Here is a 20,959-nt window from a genome sequence, read left to right on the forward strand (position 1 = left end):
GATATGCCCGATACGTTTTCGTGACCTTGGCCCCATCGGTCGCTCTGCGTGGCCGATACGCAGTGATCTGCGAAGAATGGTGCGCATTTTCGCCATGGCGGGGTGACAGTCGGTACGGCCGTGACGTGCGCCGTCGATCCTGGCGACGGCGAGGCCCGGAAGATCCCCGGTCCTGAGCGGTGTACGGCCACGGATTCCGCCGATGTTCTCAGGGCGGCGGCGGGCTGTCAGTGGCGCACCCTAGACTCGGAGAGCGATGAGCAGCCTCTTTGACGACAGCTTCCTGGCGGACCTCCAGACCCCTCGCGGGCACGTGGAGGAGCCTCCGCCGCCACCCGAGGACGAGCACGGACCGGAGACCGTTCCGGACGACCTGTTCGGCGGGAAGTTCGATGCGCCGCCGGACCGGGACGCGTACTACCGCGACGGCGCCCCCCGCCCGATGGTGGACCCGGCCGCGCTCCTGGACGGGCTGAACGAGAACCAGCGTGCGGCCGTCGTGCACTCCGGCACCCCGCTGCTCATCGTGGCCGGCGCCGGCTCCGGCAAGACCCGTGTGCTCACCCACCGCATCGCCCACCTCCTGGGCGAGCGGCATGTCCACCCGGGCCAGATCCTCGCGATCACCTTCACCAACAAGGCCGCGGGCGAGATGAAGGAGCGCGTCGAGCATCTCGTCGGCCCGCGCGCGAACGCGATGTGGGTGATGACCTTCCACAGCGCGTGTGTGCGGATCCTGCGGCGCGAGAGCAAGCGGCTCGGCTTCACCTCGTCGTTCTCGATCTACGACGCCGCCGACTCCAAGCGCCTCATGGCCCTCGTCTGCCGTGACCTGGACCTCGACCCCAAGCGGTTCCCGCCGAAGTCCTTCAGCGCCAAGATCAGCAACCTCAAGAACGAGCTGATCGACGAGGAGGACTTCGCCGCCCAGGCCACCGACGGCTTCGAGAAGACCCTCGCCCAGGCCTACGCCATGTACCAGTCCCGCCTCCGTGAGGCCAACGCGCTCGACTTCGACGACCTGATCATGACGACGGTCAACCTCCTGCGCGCCTTCCCGGATGTCGCCGAGCACTACCACCGCCGCTTCCGCCACGTCCTCGTCGACGAGTACCAGGACACCAACCACGCCCAGTACTCGCTGGTCAGGGAGCTGGTCGGGACCTCCGAGCACCCCGTGGACGTACCGCCCGCCGAGCATGACCTGCCGCCCGCCGAACTGTGCGTCGTGGGCGACGCCGACCAGTCGATCTACGCCTTCCGCGGCGCGACCATCCGCAACATCCTCCAGTTCGAGGAGGACTACCCGGAGGCGACGACGATCCTCCTGGAGCAGAACTACCGCTCCACCCAGACGATCCTCACCGCCGCCAACGCCGTCATCGAGCGCAACGAGTCCCGCCGCCCCAAGAACCTGTGGACCAACGCGGGCGCGGGCGCGCGCATCACCGGCTATGTCGCCGACACCGAGCACGACGAGGCGCAGTTCGTCGCGGAGGAGATAGACCGTCTCACCGACGCGGGCGACGCGAAGGCCGGCGACGTCGCGGTCTTCTACCGCACCAACGCCCAGTCCCGTGTCTTCGAAGAGATCTTCATCCGCGTCGGCCTGCCCTACAAGGTCGTCGGCGGCGTCCGCTTCTACGAGCGCAAGGAGGTCCGGGACGTCCTGGCCTACCTGCGTGTTCTCGCCAACCCCGAGGACTCCGTGCCGCTGCGCCGGATCCTCAACGTCCCCAAGCGGGGCATCGGCGACCGCGCCGAGGCGATGATCGACGCCCTGTCCCAGCGCGAGAAGATCAGCTTCCCGCAGGCACTCAAGCGCGTCGACGAGGCGTACGGCATGGCCGCGCGGTCGACGAACGCCGTCAAGCGGTTCAACGTCCTCATGGAGGAGCTCCGTACGATCGTCGAGTCCGGCGCCGCTCCGGCGACCGTCCTGGAGGCGGTGCTCGAACGCACCGGCTACCTGGCCGAGTTGCAGGCCTCGACCGACCCGCAGGACGAGACCCGGATCGAGAACCTCCAGGAACTCGCCGCGGTGGCCCTGGAGTTCGAGCAGGAAGCCGGACAGGCCGAAGAAGCCGGTCAGGCCGGGGAGGCGGGGGACGGGGACGTGGTGGCCCCGGTCGGGCTGGCGGCGTTCCTCGAGCGGGTCGCCCTGGTCGCCGACTCCGACCAGATCCCCGACGAGGACGACGACGGCTCCGGCGTCATCACCCTGATGACCCTGCACACCGCCAAGGGCCTGGAGTTCCCGGTCGTCTTCCTCACCGGCATGGAGGACGGCGTCTTTCCGCACATGCGCGCCCTCGGCCAGGCCAAGGAGCTGGAGGAGGAGCGGCGCCTGGCGTACGTCGGCATCACGCGCGCGCGTGAGCGGCTGTATCTGACCCGCTCCGCCCTGCGCAGCGCGTGGGGGCAGCCGTCGTACAACCCGCCATCCCGCTTCCTGGAGGAGATCCCGGCGCAGCACGTCGACTGGAAGCGCACCGGGGCGACCGCTCCGGTCTCCTCCGGCCCGGCGTCCGGTGTGGCGGCCTCGCTGTCCTCGTCCCGCTCCCGTTCCTCGGCGTCGGGCGCGTCAGGCTTCGCGACGCGCAGGGGTTCGGAGAAGCCGGTCGTCTCCCTGGCCGTCGGCGACCGTGTCACCCACGACCAGTTCGGACTCGGCACGGTGGTCGGGGTCCAGGGCACGGGGGCGAACTCGGAGGCGACGGTCGACTTCGGGGAAGCCAAGCCGAAGCGGCTGCTGCTGCGGTACGCGCCGGTGGAGAAGCTGTAGCAGCCGGGGTTTCCCCCGGAGGGGCCTGGGCCCAGGGTGCTACGTGGGGTTCAGGTCGTGGCTGCGCAGCCACGGCAGCGGGTCGATCGCGGACCCGCCGGCCGGCCGTACCTCGAAGTGCAGGTGCGGGCCGGTCGAGTTGCCGGAGTTGCCGCTGTACGCGATGGGGTCGCCGGCCCTGACCGTCGTACCGGAGGAGACGCGGTAGCTGGAGAGGTGGCAGTACCACGTCTCCGTGCCGTCCTTCGCGGTCACGATCATCATGTTGCCGTAGGCGCTGTTCCACTGCGTGCGGACGGTGCCGTCGGTCGCGGCCATCACCGTCGTGCCGTAGGAGACGGGGAAGTCGATGCCGGTGTGGACGGACATCCAGTTGACGCCGGCCTGGCCGAAGTAGGCGCTGAGGCCACGCTGGGCGACCGGAAGCGCGAACTTCGGGCGCAGCCGCTCCTTGCGGGCCGCCTCCTCCGCCGCCTTCCTCTTCTCGGCCGCCTGCTGGGCCTTGAGGTCGATGCGCTCCTGGGTACGGCTGGCCCGGTCAGCGAAGTCGTCCGCACCGGCCGAAAGGCTTTTGAGCTGGTCGTCCAGCTTGTTGTTCGCGGCGACCGGCGCGACGGCGGTCGTGTCCGCCAGGGTCGTCGACGTGTCCGTGTCGTCGCCGGTGAACGTGCCGACCGAGGCGGCGGCGATCCCCGCGACACCCATGACACACGCCGAGGGAACGGCGATCGTCAGCAGCGCGGAACGCTTGGCGGGCATACGGCGACGGGAGCGGTTCGCGTTGCGCGCTGCCACGCGTGACCCGGGGACGGGGCCCGGAGCGGAGGCCGGGGTGTCCTCTTCCTGGTCGTCCAGGAGCAGGGCGTCGGGGTCGTGGACGGCGGGCAGCTCACCGGTGGCGGTGAGAGCGCCGGCCGACTCGCCGTCGTGCGAGGCGTGTTCGGCGTAGGCGTCGCCGTAAGGATTCGCCTCGGCGTACACGTGGGTCTCGTCGTAGGCGTGGTGCTCGTCGTAGGCGTGGTGCTCGTCGTGCCCGACCTGCTCGAAGACGGCGGTGCCCTGCGGGTCGGCCGCCGTGCCGTCGGAGTTCCACTGCGTGGCGTCGTACGCCCCGGTGTCGAAGGCCTGCGTGCCCCATTCCCAGTGCTGGGTCTGGTCGGCCGCGCCCGCGGAGGGGTCGGGCTGGAGCCAAGCGCGCGCGTCCCAATGACCGCTGGCATCGGGGCCGTTCGCCTGCGGGGGGATCGCGGAGAGGTGCTGGTGGTCGGCGCCCCACTGCGTGGCGTCGTACGCGCCGGTGTCGTGGGCGGCGTGGTGCTGGGCCGCGTACATGTCGTAGTTCAGCGTCTGGTGGCCGCCCGTGGACCATGTCGACGCGTCGTACGAACCGGTGCCGTCGCCCGGCATGTTGCCGAAGAGCGGGTCGGTCTCGAAGCTGCCGGTGGCGTGTGTGCCGGTGATGCCTGAGGCGTCGACACCGGGAGCGGCACAGGCGCCGTACATGGTGATGTCGTCGTACTGGGCCTCTTGCGTGCCGTACGCCGCGTAGGGCGACGAGGCGGCGTCGGAAGCCGGAGCCGGGGTGGTCAGAATCCCCGGCGGGGGACGGTCGTTCACCAACTTCTCTTTCGCCTCGACAACAGGGGCTGCCAGAGCAGTGCGGCGACTGTACCCGCCGGTATACGGGCGCGACAATCTTCAACTGGTTTTAGGCGCGCAGGAAACGGGCATTCGGCGGTGTTTCGGGGGACTGCGGGCGCGACTTTGGCCCTGTGTTCGAAGGTCGTTCGAGGTCGGTCCGCGGTCGATCGGGGTTCGGCCCCCGGTTCGGCGGCTGTCGACGAACTGTCGGTGGCCGGTGGCCGGTGGTCGATACGACCGTTACGCCACGGTCAGTCCGCCTGCGCGGCCGGCCGTCTCCTCGCCCGCCCGCGGGGTGTCGAGCACCTGCCGTATGCCGGTCGCGACGGCGGGGTGCACGGGCAGGGCGAGATGTCCGATCCCGCTCACCCGGACGTTCTCCGCCGCCAGGTCGGCATGGTCGATGCAGGCGGTCTCCAGCGGGTCCATCAGGTGGTCGAGGTCGCTCCAGAAACTCACGAAGTGCGTGCGGCAGCCCGGAGCCGGGCGGGTGAGCTCTTCCAGCAGCTCCGAACCGGGGCGCATCTGGCGCACGATCGGGTGCGCGCTCGCCAGCGGCACCACCCGGGTGCCGGCGTGCGGGGTGCCGAGCGTCACCAGTGTGCGGACCCGGGCGTCACCGCCGAGGCGCTGGACGTAGTAGCGCGCGATCAGGCCGCCGAGGCTGTGCCCGACGATGTCGACCCGCGTGCTGCCCGTGCGCTCGCAGATCTCCTCTATATGGCGGCCGAGCAGCTCCGCCGCGGAACGGATGTCGCAGGTCAGCGGGGAGTAGTTGAGCGACTCGATCTGCTGCCTGCCGTGCTGGGCGAGGCTGCGGCGCAGGAGCACGAAGACGGAGCGGTTGTCGATGAAGCCGTGCAGCAGGACGACCGGGGGCTTGGCCTCCACCGGCAGCTGCGCGGCACCGCCCTCCGACGCGGGAAGCGGCGACAGGGGGGAGCGGCGCTCCTGGGTGATGCCGGAGGGGTAGAGGAGGAGATGCCCCGCGAGGATCGCGATCTCCAGGGCGGTCGCCTTCAGGAGGGCCAGGGAGAGTCCCGCCAGCCTGCCGGGAAGCAGGCGCTGGCACAGCGGGAGGAGCGGCAGCGCCGCCTTGGTGACCTTCATGGCCGACCTCCTGTCGGCACACGGGAGGACGACTCCGTCCCCCGTGTGCACTCATGGGAAGCCGCGGTGGAGGTCGTCGTCGACGTCGACTGAGCGCGAGTGGGGCGCGGGGGGTGGGTGGGGCGAGCGGCGCGGAGTTCCGGCGCCGCCGGGTGAGCCGGCGGAGGAGACGGAACCGGTGGTGCGGATGACGCGTGTGGTGCTGACGGTGCCGATGATGTCGGCAGTGCCGATGGGCCCAGTGGTGCTGGGCCCAGTGGTGCTGGTGGTGCGCCGGTGACTTCACGTGGCGCCCTGTCGGTGTGGCGACGAGGCTCCCCGCTGTCGTGCCTTACCTGTCCTACGTGCCCTTCGTGCCGTCGTCGATACGTCTCACCGCCGCGACGCGCGGCCTGCGGCGCGGCGGTGAGACGACCTCGTTGCGGCTCCCGAACGTGTCCCACCATGTGATTTCCCCCTCGGTGTCCACCACGAAACTGCCGGTTGCGGGATGTCGGCGATAACGTTCGTTCACATTCCGGCCGGTGCGGTACTAGTCGGTAGAAACGGACTCAGACGCTCCAGGGAGGCAGTAATGGGTGTGCCGGCCGGACCGATCCGCGTGGTGGTGGCCGAGCCGGGACTCGACGGCCACGATCGCGGAGCCAAGGTGATCGCGAGGGCACTGCGCGACGCCGGGATGGAGGTCATCTACACCGGCCTCCACCAGACTCCCGAGCAGATCGTCGGCACCGCGATCCAGGAGGACGCCGACGCGATCGGCCTCTCCTTCCTCTCCGGCGCCCACGACACTCTCTTCACCGCGGTCATCGACCTCCTCAAGGACCGCGACGCGGCGGACATCCTCGTCTTCGGCGACGGGACCATCCCTGAGGCCGACATCCCTCCCCTCAAGGAGAAGGGCGTCGCAGAGATCTTCACCTCGGGGGCGACGACCCGGTCGATCGTGGACTGGGTCCGGGCGAACGTGCGTCACCCGGCGTAGCGGCCACGCCCGCCTTTCGCTGGTGTCACGGGCTCTCCAGTTCCTCGTGCATCGGCGGGGGCGCCTCTTGTTCGGTGTCGTTGGCCAGGGTGGTGGCTTGTTGTGGCTGCCCGATCGGGCCCGCCGGTGTCACGCGCTTTCCAGTTCCTCCCGCATCGCCGCGCGCAGCCGCAACGTGCTGACCAACCGCTGGAACGCCTCGGCCCAGTAGCCCCCCGCCCCGGGACTCGCGTCCTCCCCCTCGTCCGGCACCGCCATCAGTCCCTCCAGCCGCCCTGCCTCCCCCGGGTCGAGGCATCGCTCCGCCAGTCCCATCACCCCGCTGAAACTCCACGGATAACTCCCCGCGTCCCGAGCGATGTTGAGCGCATCGACGACCGCCCGCCCCAGCGGCGCGGCCCACGGCACCCCACACACCCCCAGCAGCTGAAACGCCTCCGACAACCCGTGCGTCGCTATGAAACCGGCCACCCACTCGGCTCGTTCGTCGGAGCCCAACGTGCTCAGCAGCTTGGCCCGCTCGGCCAGTGACACCGCCCCCGGCCCGCCGGCCTCCGGTGCCGCGGGCGCCCCGAGCAGGGCTCGCGCCCACCCGGCGTCCCGCTGCCGCACGGCGGCCCGGCACCACGCCGCGTGCAGTTCGTTGCACCAGTCGTCCGCCACCGGCAACGCCACGATCTCTCCGGGCGTCCGCCCACCGAGCCGCCCCGGCCACACTCCCAGCGGCGCCGCCTCCACCAACTGCCCGAACCACCAGGAGCGTTCCCCTCTCCCCGTGGGCGCCTTGGGTACGACACCGTCGCGTTCCATGCCCGCGTCGCACTCGTGCGGGGCCTCGACGACGACCGTCGGCGTGTCCAGGCTGCGGTCGACGGACACGCACGCACCGGCCCTGACCGCCATCCGCGCCGCCAGCGCCGAACCCGGCAGCGCTGACAGCAACTCCGCGGCCGTGGACCGTACGTTGCGGCTGCGGTCGGCCAGCGCCTGCTCCAGGAACGGCTCGTCGTCCGGCCCCAACCCCATCCGCAGCGAATCGAGGAACATCAGCCGGTCCTCGGCCCGCTCCGTCGCCCACGTCGTGGCGAGCAACTCGCGCGCGGCGGCCGCTTCCCGGGAGCGGATCGCGGCGAGGAGCGCGACCCGCTCCGCGAACAGCCCCTCCTCCCACAGCTGTCGGACCCCGGCCGTGTCCTCGGGAGGCGGGAGCGCCGCCCCGCCGCCAGGTGTCGCGCGCAGGGCGAACCGCCAGTCCGGGTTCAGCCGGGCGAGCCAGGTGGCACGCGGTCCCGCGAAGGCCAGCGCCGCCGGCCGCAGATCCGTACGGCCACGGGCCGCGTCCAGCAGCGCGGGCAGCAGTTGCGGGGGTGCCGCGTAGCTGTGGGTGTTCGCCGTCGACAGCCATTGCGGCAACAGCTCCATCAGATCCGGTGCCGTACCCCTGCGACCACCACCTCCGCCGCCCGCGCCCGCCCGGTCGGCGAGCAGGATCGCTAGCCTGCGTGCCGCCGCCGCGGGCAACGGAGGACGCGTGTCCTCGGGCGCCGGCTGCGGCCGCTCCGCCGCGCGCGCCGGCCGCAGCCCGGCCCGCCGCCGTACGGTCTCCTCGGCCGCCGCGTCCAGCAACGCCATCGGCGCCTCCGGGCCTGGCGCGAGGCCGGGCGGGGTCCGGCGCGCGGTGCCGAGCAGGGCCGAGGTGACCAGTTCTTCCCAGGCGTCCGGCGCGGGAGCGGAGGGCTTGCTCATACGGTTCCTTTCCGTCCGGTCGGATGTTTGAGCCGTTCCGTTCAGCACAGTCGCACCGCCTCGCCCGCCCCCTCCGGCCAGGCCGTCAGCGGGGTGAAGCCACGGTGGCCGCACTCGCCGAAGACCTTGACCGGCGCTCCGCCCGAGAGCGCGACCAGGCGCCACAGGCCGGGCCGGGAGCGGGCGGCGGCCGTGAGGGGCAGCGCAGAGTCGGCGTCGGCGTCCGCCAACTGCCAGGAGCTGCCGTCCGGGACCGGTATCACTTGGTCCAGGGTCACGGGGACGGATTCCAGCCACGGGTCGTCCCGCAGCGCGTCGCCGTAGCGGGCCGCCGCCTGTTCCGTCGTCACCCCCGGCGGCCGGGTCACCGCGGGAGCGGGCGGTGCGAACTGCTCGCCGAGGCTCGCCCTCAGCTGTCCGGAGCCGGGGTGGGCGGACACCTCCGCGTCCAGCTCCAACCCCACCGGCAGGGCGAGTTCGGGGGCGCGGCCGGCGGCGCCGTAGGAGAGGAGCAGTGCCGTGCGGCCTGAGTCCGTGCCGTGCAGCCAGATCCGCCGGGTCGTCAGTCGGGTGTCCGCCGTGTCGTACTGGGCGAGGACCAGCCAGCGGTCCCGCACAGGCGGGCCGTCCGCCGAGGCGGGCAGACCGATCCGGGACCGGACCGTCGACGCCAGGCCGTCCGGCAGCCCCTCGCGGCGCAGCCAGCCCCGGTCGAGGAGATGGATGAGGGCGCACTCCTCCAGCAGCCGCACCGGCCAGCCCGGACCGGACGACGGGATCGCCCCCAACTCCCGCACCCGGGCGGCCAGTCCGGGCGCCTGGGCGTCGACCATGCGGGCCGCCGTCTCCTCCCACATGCCGTACCCCGCCTGCTCCGCCCCCGCCAGGCCGCCGCGCAGCAGGTCCGCCAGCCGCTGCTCCAGCTCCGTCGCCCCCGCCGTGATCCGCGCCGCCCGGCGCTCCGCCCTGCGCCGGGCGGCCTCCGGATCACCGGACGCGGCGACGGAACCGGCGGCCGCAGCCGTCCGCTTCTCCTGCGCGCGCTGCCTTCTCCCCTCCGTCCACTGCTCCGCCCAGTCCGGCACCGGCCCCGGCGGCACCGCGCCCTCCCCGCCCGCCCAGAGCAGCAGCAGCCCGAGGGCGTGCTTGCACGGGAACTTGCGGCTCGGGCAACTGCACTTGTAGGCGGGCCCCGCGGCGTCCGCGATGTCGATGACCGTCTGATACGGCTTGCTGCCGCTGCCCTTGCACAGCCCCCACACCGTCCCCTCGTCGGAACTCCCCGCCTCGGACCACGGACCGGCCGCGCCGAGTTTGCTGCCCGCCTTGCGTGACGCGGGGTCAGGAGCCAGTGCCAGCACCTGATCCGCCGTCCAGCGCACCCCCTGCTGAGTCATGTCATCGAAGGTAGATCCCCCCACTGACAATCGGCCCGGACCGTGCTCCCGCAGACCGTCTCGCGAGCGCGTTTCCGCAGGTCGGATCGCATTGTCAGTGGCGTGGTGCACGGTTGGTCACAGATCCGAACCGGCCGAGCTGGAGGGGGCCTCAGCCATGACTGTGTCTGTTGAACCGACATCCGTGGAACCGAAGCAGGGGGAGCCGGCCGAGGTGTTGCGGCCGCACGCCGAGGACGCCTTCGCCCAGGAACTCGCCGCGCTGGCCGCGCAGGACGACCGCCCGCGCCCGGCCCGCTGGAAGCTGTCGCCGTGGGCGGTGGCGACGTACCTGCTCGGCGGCACCCTCCGGGACGGGACGGTGATCACCCCGAAGTACGTGGGCCCGCGCCGTCTCGTCGAGGTCGCGGTCACCACCCTCGCCACTGACCGTGCCCTGCTTCTGCTGGGCGTGCCAGGCACCGCGAAGACCTGGGTCTCCGAGCACCTGGCCGCCGCGGTCAGCGGCGACTCCACCCTGCTCGTGCAGGGCACGGCGGGCACGCCGGAGGAGGCGATCCGGTACGGCTGGAACTACGCACAGCTGCTCGCCAACGGTCCGAGCCGTGACGCCCTCGTGCCCAGCCCGGTGATGCGGGCCATGGCGGAGGGGATGACGGCCCGGATCGAGGAGCTGACCCGTATCCCGGCCGACGTGCAGGACTCACTGATCACGATCCTGTCCGAGAAGACCTTGCCGATACCGGAGTTGGGCCAGGAGGTGCAGGCGGTCCGGGGCTTCAACGTCATCGCGACGGCCAACGACCGCGACCGCGGGGTCAACGACCTCTCCAGCGCCCTGCGCCGCCGGTTCAACACGGTCGTGCTGCCGCTGCCGGAGAGCGTCGAGGCCGAGGTCGACATCGTCTCGCGCCGCGTCGACCAGATCGGCCGCTCCCTCGACTTGCCGGCCGCGCCCGACGGCGCCGCGGAGATCCGCCGCGTCGTGACGGTCTTCCGGGAACTGCGGGACGGGGTGTCGTCCGACGGCCGTACGAAGCTCAAGTCGCCCAGCGGCACGCTGTCCACGGCCGAGGCCATCTCCGTCGTCACCAACGGGCTCGCTCTCGCCGCCCACTTCGGCGACGGCGTCCTGCGTGCCGGCGACGTGGCCGCGGGCATCCTCGGAGCCGTCGTCCGCGATCCGGCGGCCGACCGTGTCATCTGGCAGGAGTACCTGGAGGCGGTCGTCCGCGAGCGGGACGGCTGGAAGGACTTCTACCGGGCCTGCCGGGAGGTGAGTGCGTGAACGACTCCCTGGGGCGGGGACGGCGTCGGTCGGCGGGAGTGGCTCGGGGGCGGAGGCCGGCCTCTCGTCCATCACGGGCGACGGAAGTACTGGGGGGACGGACGCCGGGACTTCGCCACGGGCTGCCGAAGGGTAAGCAGACAAAGGGGACGGCTGTGAGTGGTCTTGAGCGGTACGGCGAGGGGACCGGTACCGGGACGGTCGGCGAGGACGACTCCAAGTGGCCGCGGAGGGGAGGGGGACGGAGTGATGAACACCGATGAGGTCGGGAGCGCGGGGACGAGCGGCAACGGAGGGTCCGAGAGCGAGGGGTACGGGAGTGGCGAGGTGACGGGCGCCGGCGGGTCGGGGAGCGGGGGTGCGGCTGGGGCTGCGGCGTCGGGGAGCGGGGACGGGGTTCGGGCTGCCAAGTCGGCAAGCGCGGACATGGCTCGGGTTGCGGAGTCGGGGAGCGCAGGTGGCTCTCGGGTGGGCCCGTCCGGGGGTGGAGGGGCGGGCGGCGTCGACGTACAGGGGCGCCGGGGGGCCAGTTCGGGGGCCTTGTTGCTCGGGGTGCGGCATCACGGGCCCGGGTCGGCGCGGTCCGTGCGGGCGGCGTTGGACGCGGCCATGCCCCGGGTCGTTCTCATCGAGGGGCCACCCGAGGCCGACGCGCTGATTCCGCTGGCCGCCGAGGAGGACATGCGGCCGCCGGTCGCGCTCCTCGCCCATGCCGTGGACGAGCCCGGCCGGTCGGCGTTCTGGCCACTGGCCGAGTTCTCCCCGGAGTGGGTGGCGATCCGCTGGGCGCTGGAACACGCGGTCCCGGCGCGCTTCATCGACCTGCCCGCCACGCACACGCTGGCCTGGGGGAAGGACGCGGGGCACGAGGGGCCCACGGACCGACCGGAGAAGCCCGCCACCGAGACGTCGGACGCACCCGGCGCAGAACCGTCCGCTGAACGCCCGGCCCCCGAGGACGGCGCTCCGGCCGACGAACACGCCCATCACGACGCCGTACGAGTCGATCCGCTCGGTGTGCTGGCCGAGGCCGCCGGATACGACGACCCCGAGCGGTGGTGGGAGGACGTCGTCGAACACCGGGGCGCGGGAGAGGGCGACGTGTTCGAGCCGTTCACCGTGCTGGAAGAGGCGATGGGGGTGTTGCGAGAGACGTACGGGACCGGGGGACACGACCGGGACCTCGTCCGGGAGGCGTACATGCGGCTCCAGGTACACGCGGCGCAGCGGGAGTTCGGGGACGACGTGGCCGTGGTGTGCGGGGCCTGGCATGTGCCCGCGCTGCGTCGCAGGAGCACCGTCGGAGCCGACAGGGCGCTGTTGAAGGGGCTCCCCAAGGTCAAGGCGGACATGACGTGGGTGCCGTGGACGTACCGAAGGCTGTCGCGGCACAGCGGCTACGGCGCGGGGATCGACTCGCCCGGCTGGTACGGGCACCTGTTCGGCGCGCCGGACCGCCCCGTCGAGCGGTGGCTGACCAAGGTGGCGGGGCTGCTGCGGGACGAGGACCGGATCGTGTCCTCGGCACATGTGATCGAGGCCGTACGGCTGGCCGAGACCCTGGCCGCGATGCGCGGACGGCCGCTGCCCGGTCTCACCGAGACGACCGACGCGGTGCGGGCGGTGATGTGCGAGGGCTCGGACGTCCCGCTGGCGCTGGTGCACGACCGGCTGGTCGTGGGCGACGTACTGGGAGAGGTACCGCAAGCCGCGCCCGCGGTGCCGTTGCAGCGGGACCTCGACCGGATCCAGCGGCGCCTGCGGCTCAAACCGGAGGCGCTGGAGCGGGAGTTGGAGCTCGATCTGCGCAAGGAGACCGACGCCGAGCGCAGCACCCTGCTGCACCGGCTGCGGCTGCTGGGCGTGGCGTGGGGTGAGCAGGGGGTCTCGCGGGGGAGCACGGGCACGTTCCGGGAGACGTGGCGGCTGCGGTGGGAACCGGAGTTGTCCGTGCGGATCGCCGAGGCGGGAGTGTGGGGCACGACCGTGCTCGCTGCCGCGACGGCCAAGGCGGAGACGGACGCCGTCGCCGCGCCGGGCCTCGCCGACGTCACGGCTCTCGCCGAGCGCTGTCTGCTGGCCGAACTCCCGGGCGCCCTGCCGACGGTGATGCAGGTCCTCGCCGATCGAGCCGCGCTTGACACGGACGTCGGCCACCTCGCCCAGGCCCTGCCGGCCCTCGTCCGCTCCCTCCGTTACGGCGATGTGCGCGGAACCGACACCGGGGCACTGGCGGAGGTCGCGGCGGGCCTCGCCGAACGGGTCTTCGTCGGCCTGCCCCCGGCCTGCGCCGCACTCGACGCGGACGCGGCGCAGGAGATGCGCGGCCATGTGGACGCGGTGCACGGAGCCGTGGGGCTGCTGGGCGAGATGACCTCGCCGGGGCAGGGCGGTGACGCGAGTGCTCCGCCCGCCGGCATACCGGGACGGGACAGCGAGGACGCCCCGACGGCCGTAGCGGCGCAGGGTGTTCCGGACAGCGCTGCCGTGTCGGCGGTGGACGCCGGGGGACTGCGGGGCCGTTGGTTCGTGGTGCTCAGGGTGCTTTCCGGGCGGGACACCGTGTCCGGTGTCGTCCGGGGGAGGGCGGTGCGGCTGCTCCTGGACGACGGGGAGTTGGCGCAGGACGAGGTGGCGCGGCTCATGGGGCTCGTCCTGTCACCGGGGACGCCGCCGGGGGACGCGGCTGCCTGGATCGAGGGGTTCGTCGGGGGCGGCTCCGGTGGCGGAATGCTGCTCGTGCACGACGAGCGGCTGCTCGGACTGGTCGACGCGTGGCTCACCGGGGTGTCGGCGGAGGCGTTCACCGATGTGCTGCCTCTGCTGCGGCGCACGTTCTCGGCGTACGAGCCGGGAGTGCGCCGGACGCTGGGCGAGCTGGTCCGGCGGGGCCCGGGTCAGCGGGGAAGCGCGGCGGGGACCGGTACCGGCATACCGGGCTTCGGGGACGACCTCGACATCGGCCGCGCCGACGCCGTGCTGCCGGTGGTGCGACTGCTGCTCGGCCTGGACGACGACCCCGGTGATCGTGCCGACCCGGGCGGCTATGACGGCGACTTGGCGGACTCCGACGACAACGACCTTGCGGGGGTGGCGGGATGACGACCGAGGTACCGCGGACGGCGGGGGGCGGGGGTGACCCGGCCGACGAGCGGTTGCGGCGCTGGCGGCTCGTGCTCGGCGGGGAGTCGGCCGACGGGACCGGGCGCGCGCTCACTGGGCAGGATGCCGCGATGGACGGAGCGCTGACCGCGCTCTACGGCAGGGGGGACGGGAAAGGGCAGACGGGCAGGGACCGTTCGGCCGGGCTCGGGGCGTCGGCGCCGTCCGTGGCGCGGTGGCTGGGGGACATCCGGACGTACTTCCCTTCGTCCGTCGTCCAGGTCATGCAGCGGGACGCGATCGACCGGCTCGGGCTGTCCACGTTGCTCCTTGAGCCGGAGATGCTGGAGGCGGTGGAGGCCGACGTGCATCTCGTCGGCACGCTGCTGTCGCTCAACAAGGCGATGCCGGAGACGACGAAGGAGACGGCCCGTGCCGTCGTGCGCAAGGTCGTCGACGACTTGGAGAAGCGGCTCGCCACCCGCACCCGGGCCACGCTCACCGGTGCTCTCGACCGCAGTGCGCGGATCAACAGACCGCGCCACCACGACATCGACTGGAACCGCACGATCTCGGCCAACCTGAAGCACTACCTGCCGGAGTACCGGACGATCGTGCCGGAGCGGCTCGTCGGATACGGCCGGGCCTCGCGGTCGGTGAAGAAGGAGGTCGTTCTTTGCATCGACCAGTCGGGGTCGATGGCGGCATCCGTCGTCTACGCGTCCGTGTTCGGGGCGGTGCTGGCGTCCATGCGGTCGATCGACACGCGGCTGGTCGTCTTCGACACGGCGGTCGTCGACCTCACCGATCAGCTCGACGACCCGGTGGACGTGCTGTTCGGGACGCAGCTCGGCGGCGGCACGGACATCAACCGGGCGCTGGCGTACTGCCAGTCGCAGATCAGCCGGCCCGCGGAGACGGTGATGGTGCTGATCAGCGACCTCTACGAGGGCGGGATACGCAACGAGATGCTGAAGCGGGTCGCGGCGATGAAGGCGTCGGGGGTGCAGTTCGTGACGCTGCTGGCCCTGTCGGACGAGGGGGCGCCCGCCTACGACCGGGAACACGCGGCCGCGCTCGCCGCGCTGGGCGCACCCGCCTTCGCCTGCACGCCCGACCTGTTCCCGGAAGTGATGGCCGCGGCCATCGAGAAGCGGCCGCTCCCGATACCGGACACGGCGTGAACCCGGGTCGCCGGTTGGGGATTTGTCGACCAGGTGACCTGCTGTTTCGGCCGGCGAAACGGATATGACTACGCATCGGTAACAGGGGCTTGCGCAACCTCGGGCGCGCCGTGCAAGGATCGGACTCTCCACAGTCTTCACGCTTCCGTTCCGTTTCCCCTCCCTTCCCTTTCGCTTGGTTCCGTCGCACGGAAAGATCCGCCCTCTCTTGACCCTGTCAGCAGCATTTCCCGGTGTCGCCGTGCGCGTGCTGCGCGTGGCGGTCGGGCGGCGTGCGCTGCAAGTGGGGTTGCTGGTGGGCGGGTTGCTCGTGCTCGGCTTCCTCTGCGGGGAGCAGGCGCAGGCGGCGGACGGTATCGGGGCGTTGCCCGGTAACGCGGTCACCGGTCTGGTGAAACCGGCGGCCAAGACGGGGATCGTGGGTGCGGGTGCGGACGACCCGGCTACGGCCCTGGGGGCGAGCGCGGCTGCGGACACGGGCGTGGGCCCGGTTGCTCGTACACGCGTGGGTCCGGCAAAGGGCCGTGCCCTCAAGCCGGTTGTCCCCGTCCCTGGCACGGCTGAGCCCGACGATCGCCGCTCCGGTACCTCCAGCGCCCGTGTCCCCGACCTCGACACCGTCACCGACACGCTCACCGGCGCTCTCGCTCAGCCGGCCGACGGCAGGGTTCTTCGTCCGGTGACCGAGGACCTCGTGGGGGCGGTGGGGGACCAGGTCGTGCGGCCGGTCGGTGATCTGGTCGAGACGGTGACCACGGGGTTGGTCGAGACGGTCGGGATATCGCCGTCGGCCTCGCTGCCGGAGTTGCCGACGCTGCCGTCGTTCCCGCAGTCCCCGTCGTGGCCGACCCTGCCCGGGGTTCCGATCCAGACCCTGCCCGTGCCGGCGCCCGTCACTTCGGTGCCGGGAGGTCACGCCTTAATGACGTCGGCCGATGAGGAGGGCCCCGTGGGCGGCGGTGCCGTGTACGGGCCGCGGTTCGCCGGTGGGGACACCGTGATCAAGGCTGTCACGCACGACTCCGCCCACCGCGCCACCTCCTCCGCCGCTCCCGCGCCCGGTCATCAGGCGCCCTCCAACGTCCCGGGCGGTGCCCTGGGCGGCAAGTCGGCGGTGGACAACGGCTCGTCGCGACACGGTGACGCGCATGCCGTCACCCTCATCCACCGGGCGTTGTCGCGGCTCGTGCCCGGTGCCGCCGCGGACGTCGATACGGCAGGGACCCGGGACAGGCACCGGGACATCCCCGTCTTCCCCGGCTAGGACGCGGCGAGGGCAGGTCCTCCTGCTTCCCCCGCTGCTGTGCCGCGCGGGGCGGAACAGGTCTGACCCCGCAGTTCGGACACCCCTCCGACCTCCAGCCCTGTGCTCCGGATGCCCCCATGCCGCATGCCTCTCCAGGCCTCCTCAAGATCCAGAGATCTGACGCACTCATGAACAAGAACTTCCACCGTTCCATCGTCACGGCGGCCGGAGTCGTCGGTGACGCCGTGGCGCCTGCACGCGGTGCCACCGGGACCGTCCGCCCCGTCGCCGACCCCACCACCCGAACGGCCCAGCCGGTCACCGCCCCACCACCACCCCGCCGCCGTGCGCCGAGCATGCCGACCTCACCGGCATCCACGACCAGGGTGCGTCCCAAAGCCCCCGCCACCCCACCACCGCGAGCCGAGCACGCCGCCGTCACCCGCGCCCGCGACCAGGGTGTGGCCCGAAGACCCCGCCACCCCGTCACTGCTCGCCGCGCATGCCCACCTCACCGGCGCCCGCGACCAGCGTGCGGCCCGAAGACCCCGCCACCCCACCACCGCGCGCCGAGCACGCCGACCTCACCCGCGCCCCCGGTCAGAGTGCGGCCCGACCCTTCCACCCCGGCACTGCGCGCGCAGCGCAGGAACCCCCAGTACCGCCACTGACCTCCCCGCATCGCCGTAGGCATCCCGCGGCGAACCACTGACTCCGTGAGGCGATGGTCCCCGGACGGCCGAATGCCGTCGGTCTGTCCTCGCCGGAACCTCACGGGCGGGGCGAAGAGGTCCCCATTGGGGTGGGGATCGACCGCCCCAGGCCCTTCATAGGGCCTGATCAAGGGGCCTCACCGGGTAACCCCACCCCGGTGAGGCCCTTCCCCATGGCCACCCAGGTCATGTCACCACCCATGCCCACCCATGCCCACCCATCCCCCCATGGCATCCGACGGCCCCCGTCACCCCGCGAGCGCCGCCGGTGCTGCCACGGGCCGCGCCACAGGCCGCCAAGAACCTCCAGGGACGGCCGCCAAGGCCCGCCACGAACCGTCAAGACCCGCCGCGCACCCCCCCCCGCATCCCGCCCCCCCTCCGCCCCTCACACGCGGCACCCCGTGCCAGTGAGTGCGGCATCATGTGACAGGTATCACCGCTCAGGTGTGACCCTCGATTTAGGGGCCCCCCGCAAGCAGCGATAACCTGCGAGACGGACATGCCGCGCGCTCGGACACCGTGTGCGCCTCCCTTGTGACTGACAGACGAAGCAGACGTCACGTTGCCCTCGCGGCACGCCCACGCAGACAACGAACCGCGAGATCACTGATAGGGACGGAAGCGCGTGGACCTGTTCGAGTACCAGGCGAGGGACCTCTTCGCCAAGCACGATGTACCGGTGCTGGCCGGTGAAGTCATCGACACGCCTGAGGCGGCCCGCGCAGCCACCGAGCGCCTCGGTGGCAAGTCCGTCGTCAAGGCCCAGGTGAAGGTCGGCGGCCGCGGCAAGGCCGGTGGCGTCAAGCTTGCCGCCACTGTCGACGAGGCCGTCGAGCACGCCACCAACATCCTCGGCATGGACATCAAGGGCCACACGGTCCACAAGGTGATGATCGCCGAGACGGCCCCGGAGATCCTGGAGGAGTACTACGTCTCCTTCCTCCTCGACCGTGCCAACCGCACCTTCCTCTCCATCGCGTCCGTCGAGGGCGGCATGGAGATCGAGGAGGTGGCGGAGACCCGCCCCGAGGCCGTCGCCAAGACGCCGATCGACGCCAACGTGGGTGTGACCCCCGAGATCGCGCGCCAGATCGTCGAGGCCGCGAAGTTCCCGGCCGAGGTGGCCGACAAGGTCGCCAACGTCCTGGTCACCCTGTGGAAGACCTTCGTCGAGGAGGACGCCCTCCTGGTCGAGGTCAACCCGCTGGCCAAGGTCGCCTCCGGTGACGTCATCGCCCTCGACGGCAAGGTCTCCCTCGACGAGAACGCCGAGTTCCGTCAGCCGGGGCACGAGGCTCTCCAGGACAAGGACTCCGCGAACCCGCTGGAGGCCGCCGCCAAGGAGAAGAACCTCAACTACGTCAAGCTCGACGGCGAGGTCGGCATCATCGGCAACGGCGCGGGTCTCGTCATGAGCACCCTGGACGTCGTCGCGTACGCCGGTGAGAACCACGGTGGCGTGAAGCCGGCCAACTTCCTCGACATCGGCGGCGGCGCGTCCGCGGCCGTGATGGCGAACGGCCTGGAGATCATCCTGGGCGACCCCGACGTCAAGTCGGTCTTCGTCAACGTCTTCGGCGGCATCACCGCCTGCGACGAGGTCGCCAACGGCATCGTGCAGGCGCTGCAGCTGCTCGCGGACAAGGGCGAGGAAGTCACCAAGCCCCTCGTCGTCCGTCTCGACGGCAACAACGCCGAGCTGGGTCGCAAGATCCTCTCCGACGCCAACCACCCGCTGGTGCAGCGCGTGGACACCATGGACGGCGCGGCCGACAAGGCCGCCGAGCTCGCGGCTGCGAAGTAAGGGAAGAGGGACAGACACAGCCATGGCTATCTTCCTCACCAAAGACAGCAAGGTCATCGTCCAGGGCATGACCGGCTCCACGGGCATGAAGCACACCAAGCTCATGCTCGCCGACGGCACGAACATCGTCGGTGGCGTGAACCCGCGCAAGGCGGGCACGTCCGTGGACATCGACGGCACCGACATCCCGGTGTTCGGCACGGTCGCCGAGGCGATCGAGAAGACGGGCGCGAACGTATCCGTCCTCTTCGTCCCGCCGGCCTTCGCCAAGGCCGCCGTGGTCGAGGCGATCGACGCCGAGATCCCGCTCGCGGTCGTCATCACCGAGGGCATCGCGGTCCACGACTCGGCCGCGTTCTACGCGTACGCCGGGTCCAAGGGCGACAAGACCCGGATCATCGGCCCGAACTGCCCCGGTCTCATCACCCCGGGTCAGTCGAACGCCGGCATCATCCCGGGCGACATCACCAAGCCGGGCCGTATCGGCCTGGTCTCGAAGTCCGGCACGCTGACGTACCAGATGATGTACGAGCTGCGTGACATCGGCTTCTCCTCCGCCGTCGGCATCGGTGGTGACCCGATCATCGGCACCACGCACATCGACGCGCTCGCCGCGTTCGAGGCCGACCCCGACACCGACCTGATCGTGATGATCGGTGAGATCGGTGGCGACGCGGAGGAGCGGGCCGCGGCCTTCATCGCGAAGAACGTGACCAAGCCGGTCGTCGGCTACGTCGCGGGCTTCACCGCGCCCGAGGGCAAGACCATGGGCCACGCCGGTGCCATCGTCTCCGGCTCCTCCGGCACGGCCGCCGCGAAGAAGGAGGCCCTCGAGGCCGCGGGCGTCAAGGTCGGCAAGACGCCGACCGAGACGGCGAAGCTCGCGCGCGAGATCCTGGCCGGCTGAGCAGGTATCCAGCTGGACGTCTGTGGGCCCGTTCCTCTCCGTGAGGGCGGGCCCACCGGCATGTCGTCGGTCGGCTGCGGGTGCGTCGTGGCCGGTCGCGCAGTTGCCCGCGCCCCTTGAGGCCGGGCCGCAGTCACCGACCGTCCGGAACCAGCCTCTCCGGCCCGCTCGCCGTCGCCTCGCGCAGCTTCTTCCGCAGCTTCAGCTCGGCGTCGGACAGGGAACCCTGCGCCACCCGCGCCGGCACCCCCTGCACCTCCGCGCCCGGAGCGACCGGCGGCTCGTAGTGGGTCGGTGCCGTCCGCAGCGTGAGTGCCGTCGTGCCGATCAGTGCCACCGTGACCGCGATGGCGGCGCGCGTCCAGAAGCGGACCCGGCGTTCACCGCCCGTCCGTACCGTGCGCGGAACCGCCGCGCGCAGCCGTTCCGTGGAGGCCAGTTCGGCCAGCCGTCGGTGCAGCTCGCCGGGATCGGACAGCTCCGGCAGCCGGGTGGCGACCACTTCGCGGGCGCGCAGCAGCCGGCCGGCCGTCGTCGGGGTGCTCGCCTCCGTCTCCGCCGCCGTCTCCGGGAGATCGAGGCCGACACCGTCGTACAGCAGGAGTGTGCGGCGCTGCGGCGGCGGGAGTTTCTGGAGTACGGCCATCAGCGCGCGGTCGGACGGGTCGGCGACGGGCGCCTCGGGGTGCCGGTGGCGGGGGCGGAGGTGCTGCCAGGGGGAGAGTGCGAACTCGTACGCCATCGCCCGTACCCAGCCTGCCGGGTCCCGGTCCACCGCCACCTCGGGCCAGCGCTCCCAGGCGAGTTGGAATGCCCGTTCGACCGACTCACGGGCGAGTTCGCGGCGGCCGGTGAGCAGATACGTCTGCCGGACGAGGGCGGGGGAGCAGAACGCGTACAGCGCGTCGAATGCCTGAGCGGGCGTCAGAGGGGCGGCCGGCGACTCGGATTCGGGCAGAGGGTCCGTGTGCTCCCGCTGAGGCCCCGTCACCTCCGGCGAGGGGAGGCGGGTCGCAGGGTTCTGCGTCACAGGGCGCCCCTTCGGACG

At 71.8% G+C, this 20,959-nt stretch carries 14 protein-coding genes; 8 read left to right on the plus strand and 6 right to left on the minus strand.

The window, feature by feature from the left end:
- Positions 1 to 256: 256 nt before the first annotated feature.
- Entirely contained in the window at positions 257 to 2,785 is a 2,529-nt protein-coding gene (gene pcrA, locus OHT57_RS30720; RefSeq protein WP_328749802.1) for a DNA helicase PcrA, read from the plus strand.
- A 39-nt stretch (positions 2,786 to 2,824) separates the two neighbouring features.
- Here the strand turns inward: pcrA and OHT57_RS30725 are convergent, their stop codons facing one another.
- The 3 genes from OHT57_RS30725 to OHT57_RS30735 all read right to left on the minus strand — a co-directional run bounded on the left by OHT57_RS30725 (position 2,825) and on the right by OHT57_RS30735 (position 6,050).
- The gene (locus tag OHT57_RS30725) at positions 2,825 to 4,402 is read right to left on the minus strand and encodes a M23 family metallopeptidase (protein WP_328749803.1); all 1,578 of its coding nucleotides are present in this window, start codon (positions 4,400 to 4,402) and stop codon (positions 2,825 to 2,827) included.
- Between the two features lie 264 nt (positions 4,403 to 4,666).
- Positions 4,667 to 5,536: a lipase family alpha/beta hydrolase gene (locus tag OHT57_RS30730; protein WP_328749805.1), complete on the minus strand. Its 870-nt coding sequence runs from the start codon at positions 5,534 to 5,536 to the stop codon at positions 4,667 to 4,669.
- A 340-nt stretch (positions 5,537 to 5,876) separates the two neighbouring features.
- The gene (locus OHT57_RS30735) at positions 5,877 to 6,050 is read right to left on the minus strand and encodes a hypothetical protein (protein ID WP_328749806.1); all 174 of its coding nucleotides are present in this window, start codon (positions 6,048 to 6,050) and stop codon (positions 5,877 to 5,879) included.
- Between the two features lie 60 nt (positions 6,051 to 6,110).
- Here OHT57_RS30735 and OHT57_RS30740 point away from each other — a divergent pair, with 60 nt between their 5' ends.
- Complete coding sequence (locus OHT57_RS30740; RefSeq protein ID WP_328749808.1) at positions 6,111 to 6,521, plus strand: cobalamin B12-binding domain-containing protein; 411 nt, start codon at positions 6,111 to 6,113, stop codon at positions 6,519 to 6,521.
- Between the two features lie 129 nt (positions 6,522 to 6,650).
- Here the strand turns inward: OHT57_RS30740 and OHT57_RS30745 are convergent, their stop codons facing one another.
- Positions 6,651 to 8,267, minus strand: a complete 1,617-nt coding sequence (locus OHT57_RS30745; protein WP_328749809.1) for a DUF5691 domain-containing protein — start codon at positions 8,265 to 8,267, stop codon at positions 6,651 to 6,653.
- Between the two features lie 41 nt (positions 8,268 to 8,308).
- Positions 8,309 to 9,664, minus strand: a complete 1,356-nt coding sequence (locus OHT57_RS30750; protein WP_328749811.1) for an SWIM zinc finger family protein — start codon at positions 9,662 to 9,664, stop codon at positions 8,309 to 8,311.
- A gap of 157 nt (positions 9,665 to 9,821) precedes the next feature.
- On the opposite strand from OHT57_RS30750, the gene OHT57_RS30755 reads away from it, so the two are divergent.
- From OHT57_RS30755 to sucD, 6 genes are all read left to right on the plus strand, one after another.
- Positions 9,822 to 10,952 carry an ATP-binding protein gene (locus OHT57_RS30755; RefSeq protein ID WP_328749813.1) on the plus strand — a complete coding sequence of 377 codons (1,131 nt, stop codon included), beginning with the start codon at positions 9,822 to 9,824 and terminating at the stop codon, positions 10,950 to 10,952.
- Between the two features lie 426 nt (positions 10,953 to 11,378).
- Positions 11,379 to 14,054: a DUF5682 family protein gene (locus OHT57_RS30760; RefSeq protein ID WP_328749814.1), complete on the plus strand. Its 2,676-nt coding sequence runs from the start codon at positions 11,379 to 11,381 to the stop codon at positions 14,052 to 14,054.
- Positions 14,051 to 15,238 carry a VWA domain-containing protein gene (locus OHT57_RS30765; protein ID WP_328749815.1) on the plus strand — a complete coding sequence of 396 codons (1,188 nt, stop codon included), beginning with the start codon at positions 14,051 to 14,053 and terminating at the stop codon, positions 15,236 to 15,238. The genes OHT57_RS30760 and OHT57_RS30765 overlap by 4 nt, the downstream gene beginning before the upstream one ends.
- A 208-nt stretch (positions 15,239 to 15,446) precedes the next feature.
- Entirely contained in the window at positions 15,447 to 16,502 is a 1,056-nt protein-coding gene (locus OHT57_RS30770; protein WP_328749816.1) for a hypothetical protein, read from the plus strand.
- 1,323 nt (positions 16,503 to 17,825) lie between these two features.
- On the plus strand, positions 17,826 to 19,004 hold the full coding sequence (gene sucC, locus OHT57_RS30775) for an ADP-forming succinate--CoA ligase subunit beta (protein WP_328749817.1): 1,179 nt from the start codon (positions 17,826 to 17,828) through the stop codon (positions 19,002 to 19,004).
- Positions 19,005 to 19,026: 22 nt separating this feature from the next.
- Positions 19,027 to 19,911: a succinate--CoA ligase subunit alpha gene (gene sucD, locus OHT57_RS30780; protein WP_328749818.1), complete on the plus strand. Its 885-nt coding sequence runs from the start codon at positions 19,027 to 19,029 to the stop codon at positions 19,909 to 19,911.
- 133 nt (positions 19,912 to 20,044) lie between these two features.
- Here sucD and OHT57_RS30785 read toward each other — a convergent pair whose 3' ends face one another.
- Complete coding sequence (locus tag OHT57_RS30785; RefSeq protein ID WP_328749820.1) at positions 20,045 to 20,941, minus strand: sigma factor-like helix-turn-helix DNA-binding protein; 897 nt, start codon at positions 20,939 to 20,941, stop codon at positions 20,045 to 20,047.
- Positions 20,942 to 20,959: the final 18 nt, after the last annotated feature.

This window comes from Streptomyces sp. NBC_00285 (assembly GCF_036174265.1).
Taxonomy (GTDB): Bacteria; Actinomycetota; Actinomycetes; order Streptomycetales; family Streptomycetaceae; genus Streptomyces.

Excerpts from the sequence above, each read along its gene's own strand:
- OHT57_RS30755 (WP_328749813.1), top strand. The coding sequence starts at position 9,822 with ATGACTGTGTCTGTTGAACCGACATCCGTGGAACCGAAGCAGGGGGAG.
- sucD (WP_328749818.1), top strand. The coding sequence starts at position 19,027 with ATGGCTATCTTCCTCACCAAAGACAGCAAGGTCATCGTCCAGGGCATG.
- OHT57_RS30740 (WP_328749808.1), top strand. The coding sequence starts at position 6,111 with ATGGGTGTGCCGGCCGGACCGATCCGCGTGGTGGTGGCCGAGCCGGGA.
- OHT57_RS30745 (WP_328749809.1), bottom strand. The coding sequence starts at position 8,267 with ATGAGCAAGCCCTCCGCTCCCGCGCCGGACGCCTGGGAAGAACTGGTC.
- OHT57_RS30765 (WP_328749815.1), top strand. The coding sequence starts at position 14,051 with ATGACGACCGAGGTACCGCGGACGGCGGGGGGCGGGGGTGACCCGGCC.
- OHT57_RS30750 (WP_328749811.1), bottom strand. The coding sequence starts at position 9,664 with ATGACTCAGCAGGGGGTGCGCTGGACGGCGGATCAGGTGCTGGCACTG.
- OHT57_RS30760 (WP_328749814.1), top strand. The coding sequence starts at position 11,379 with ATGGCTCGGGTTGCGGAGTCGGGGAGCGCAGGTGGCTCTCGGGTGGGC.
- OHT57_RS30730 (WP_328749805.1), bottom strand. The coding sequence starts at position 5,536 with ATGAAGGTCACCAAGGCGGCGCTGCCGCTCCTCCCGCTGTGCCAGCGC.
- pcrA (WP_328749802.1), top strand. The coding sequence starts at position 257 with ATGAGCAGCCTCTTTGACGACAGCTTCCTGGCGGACCTCCAGACCCCT.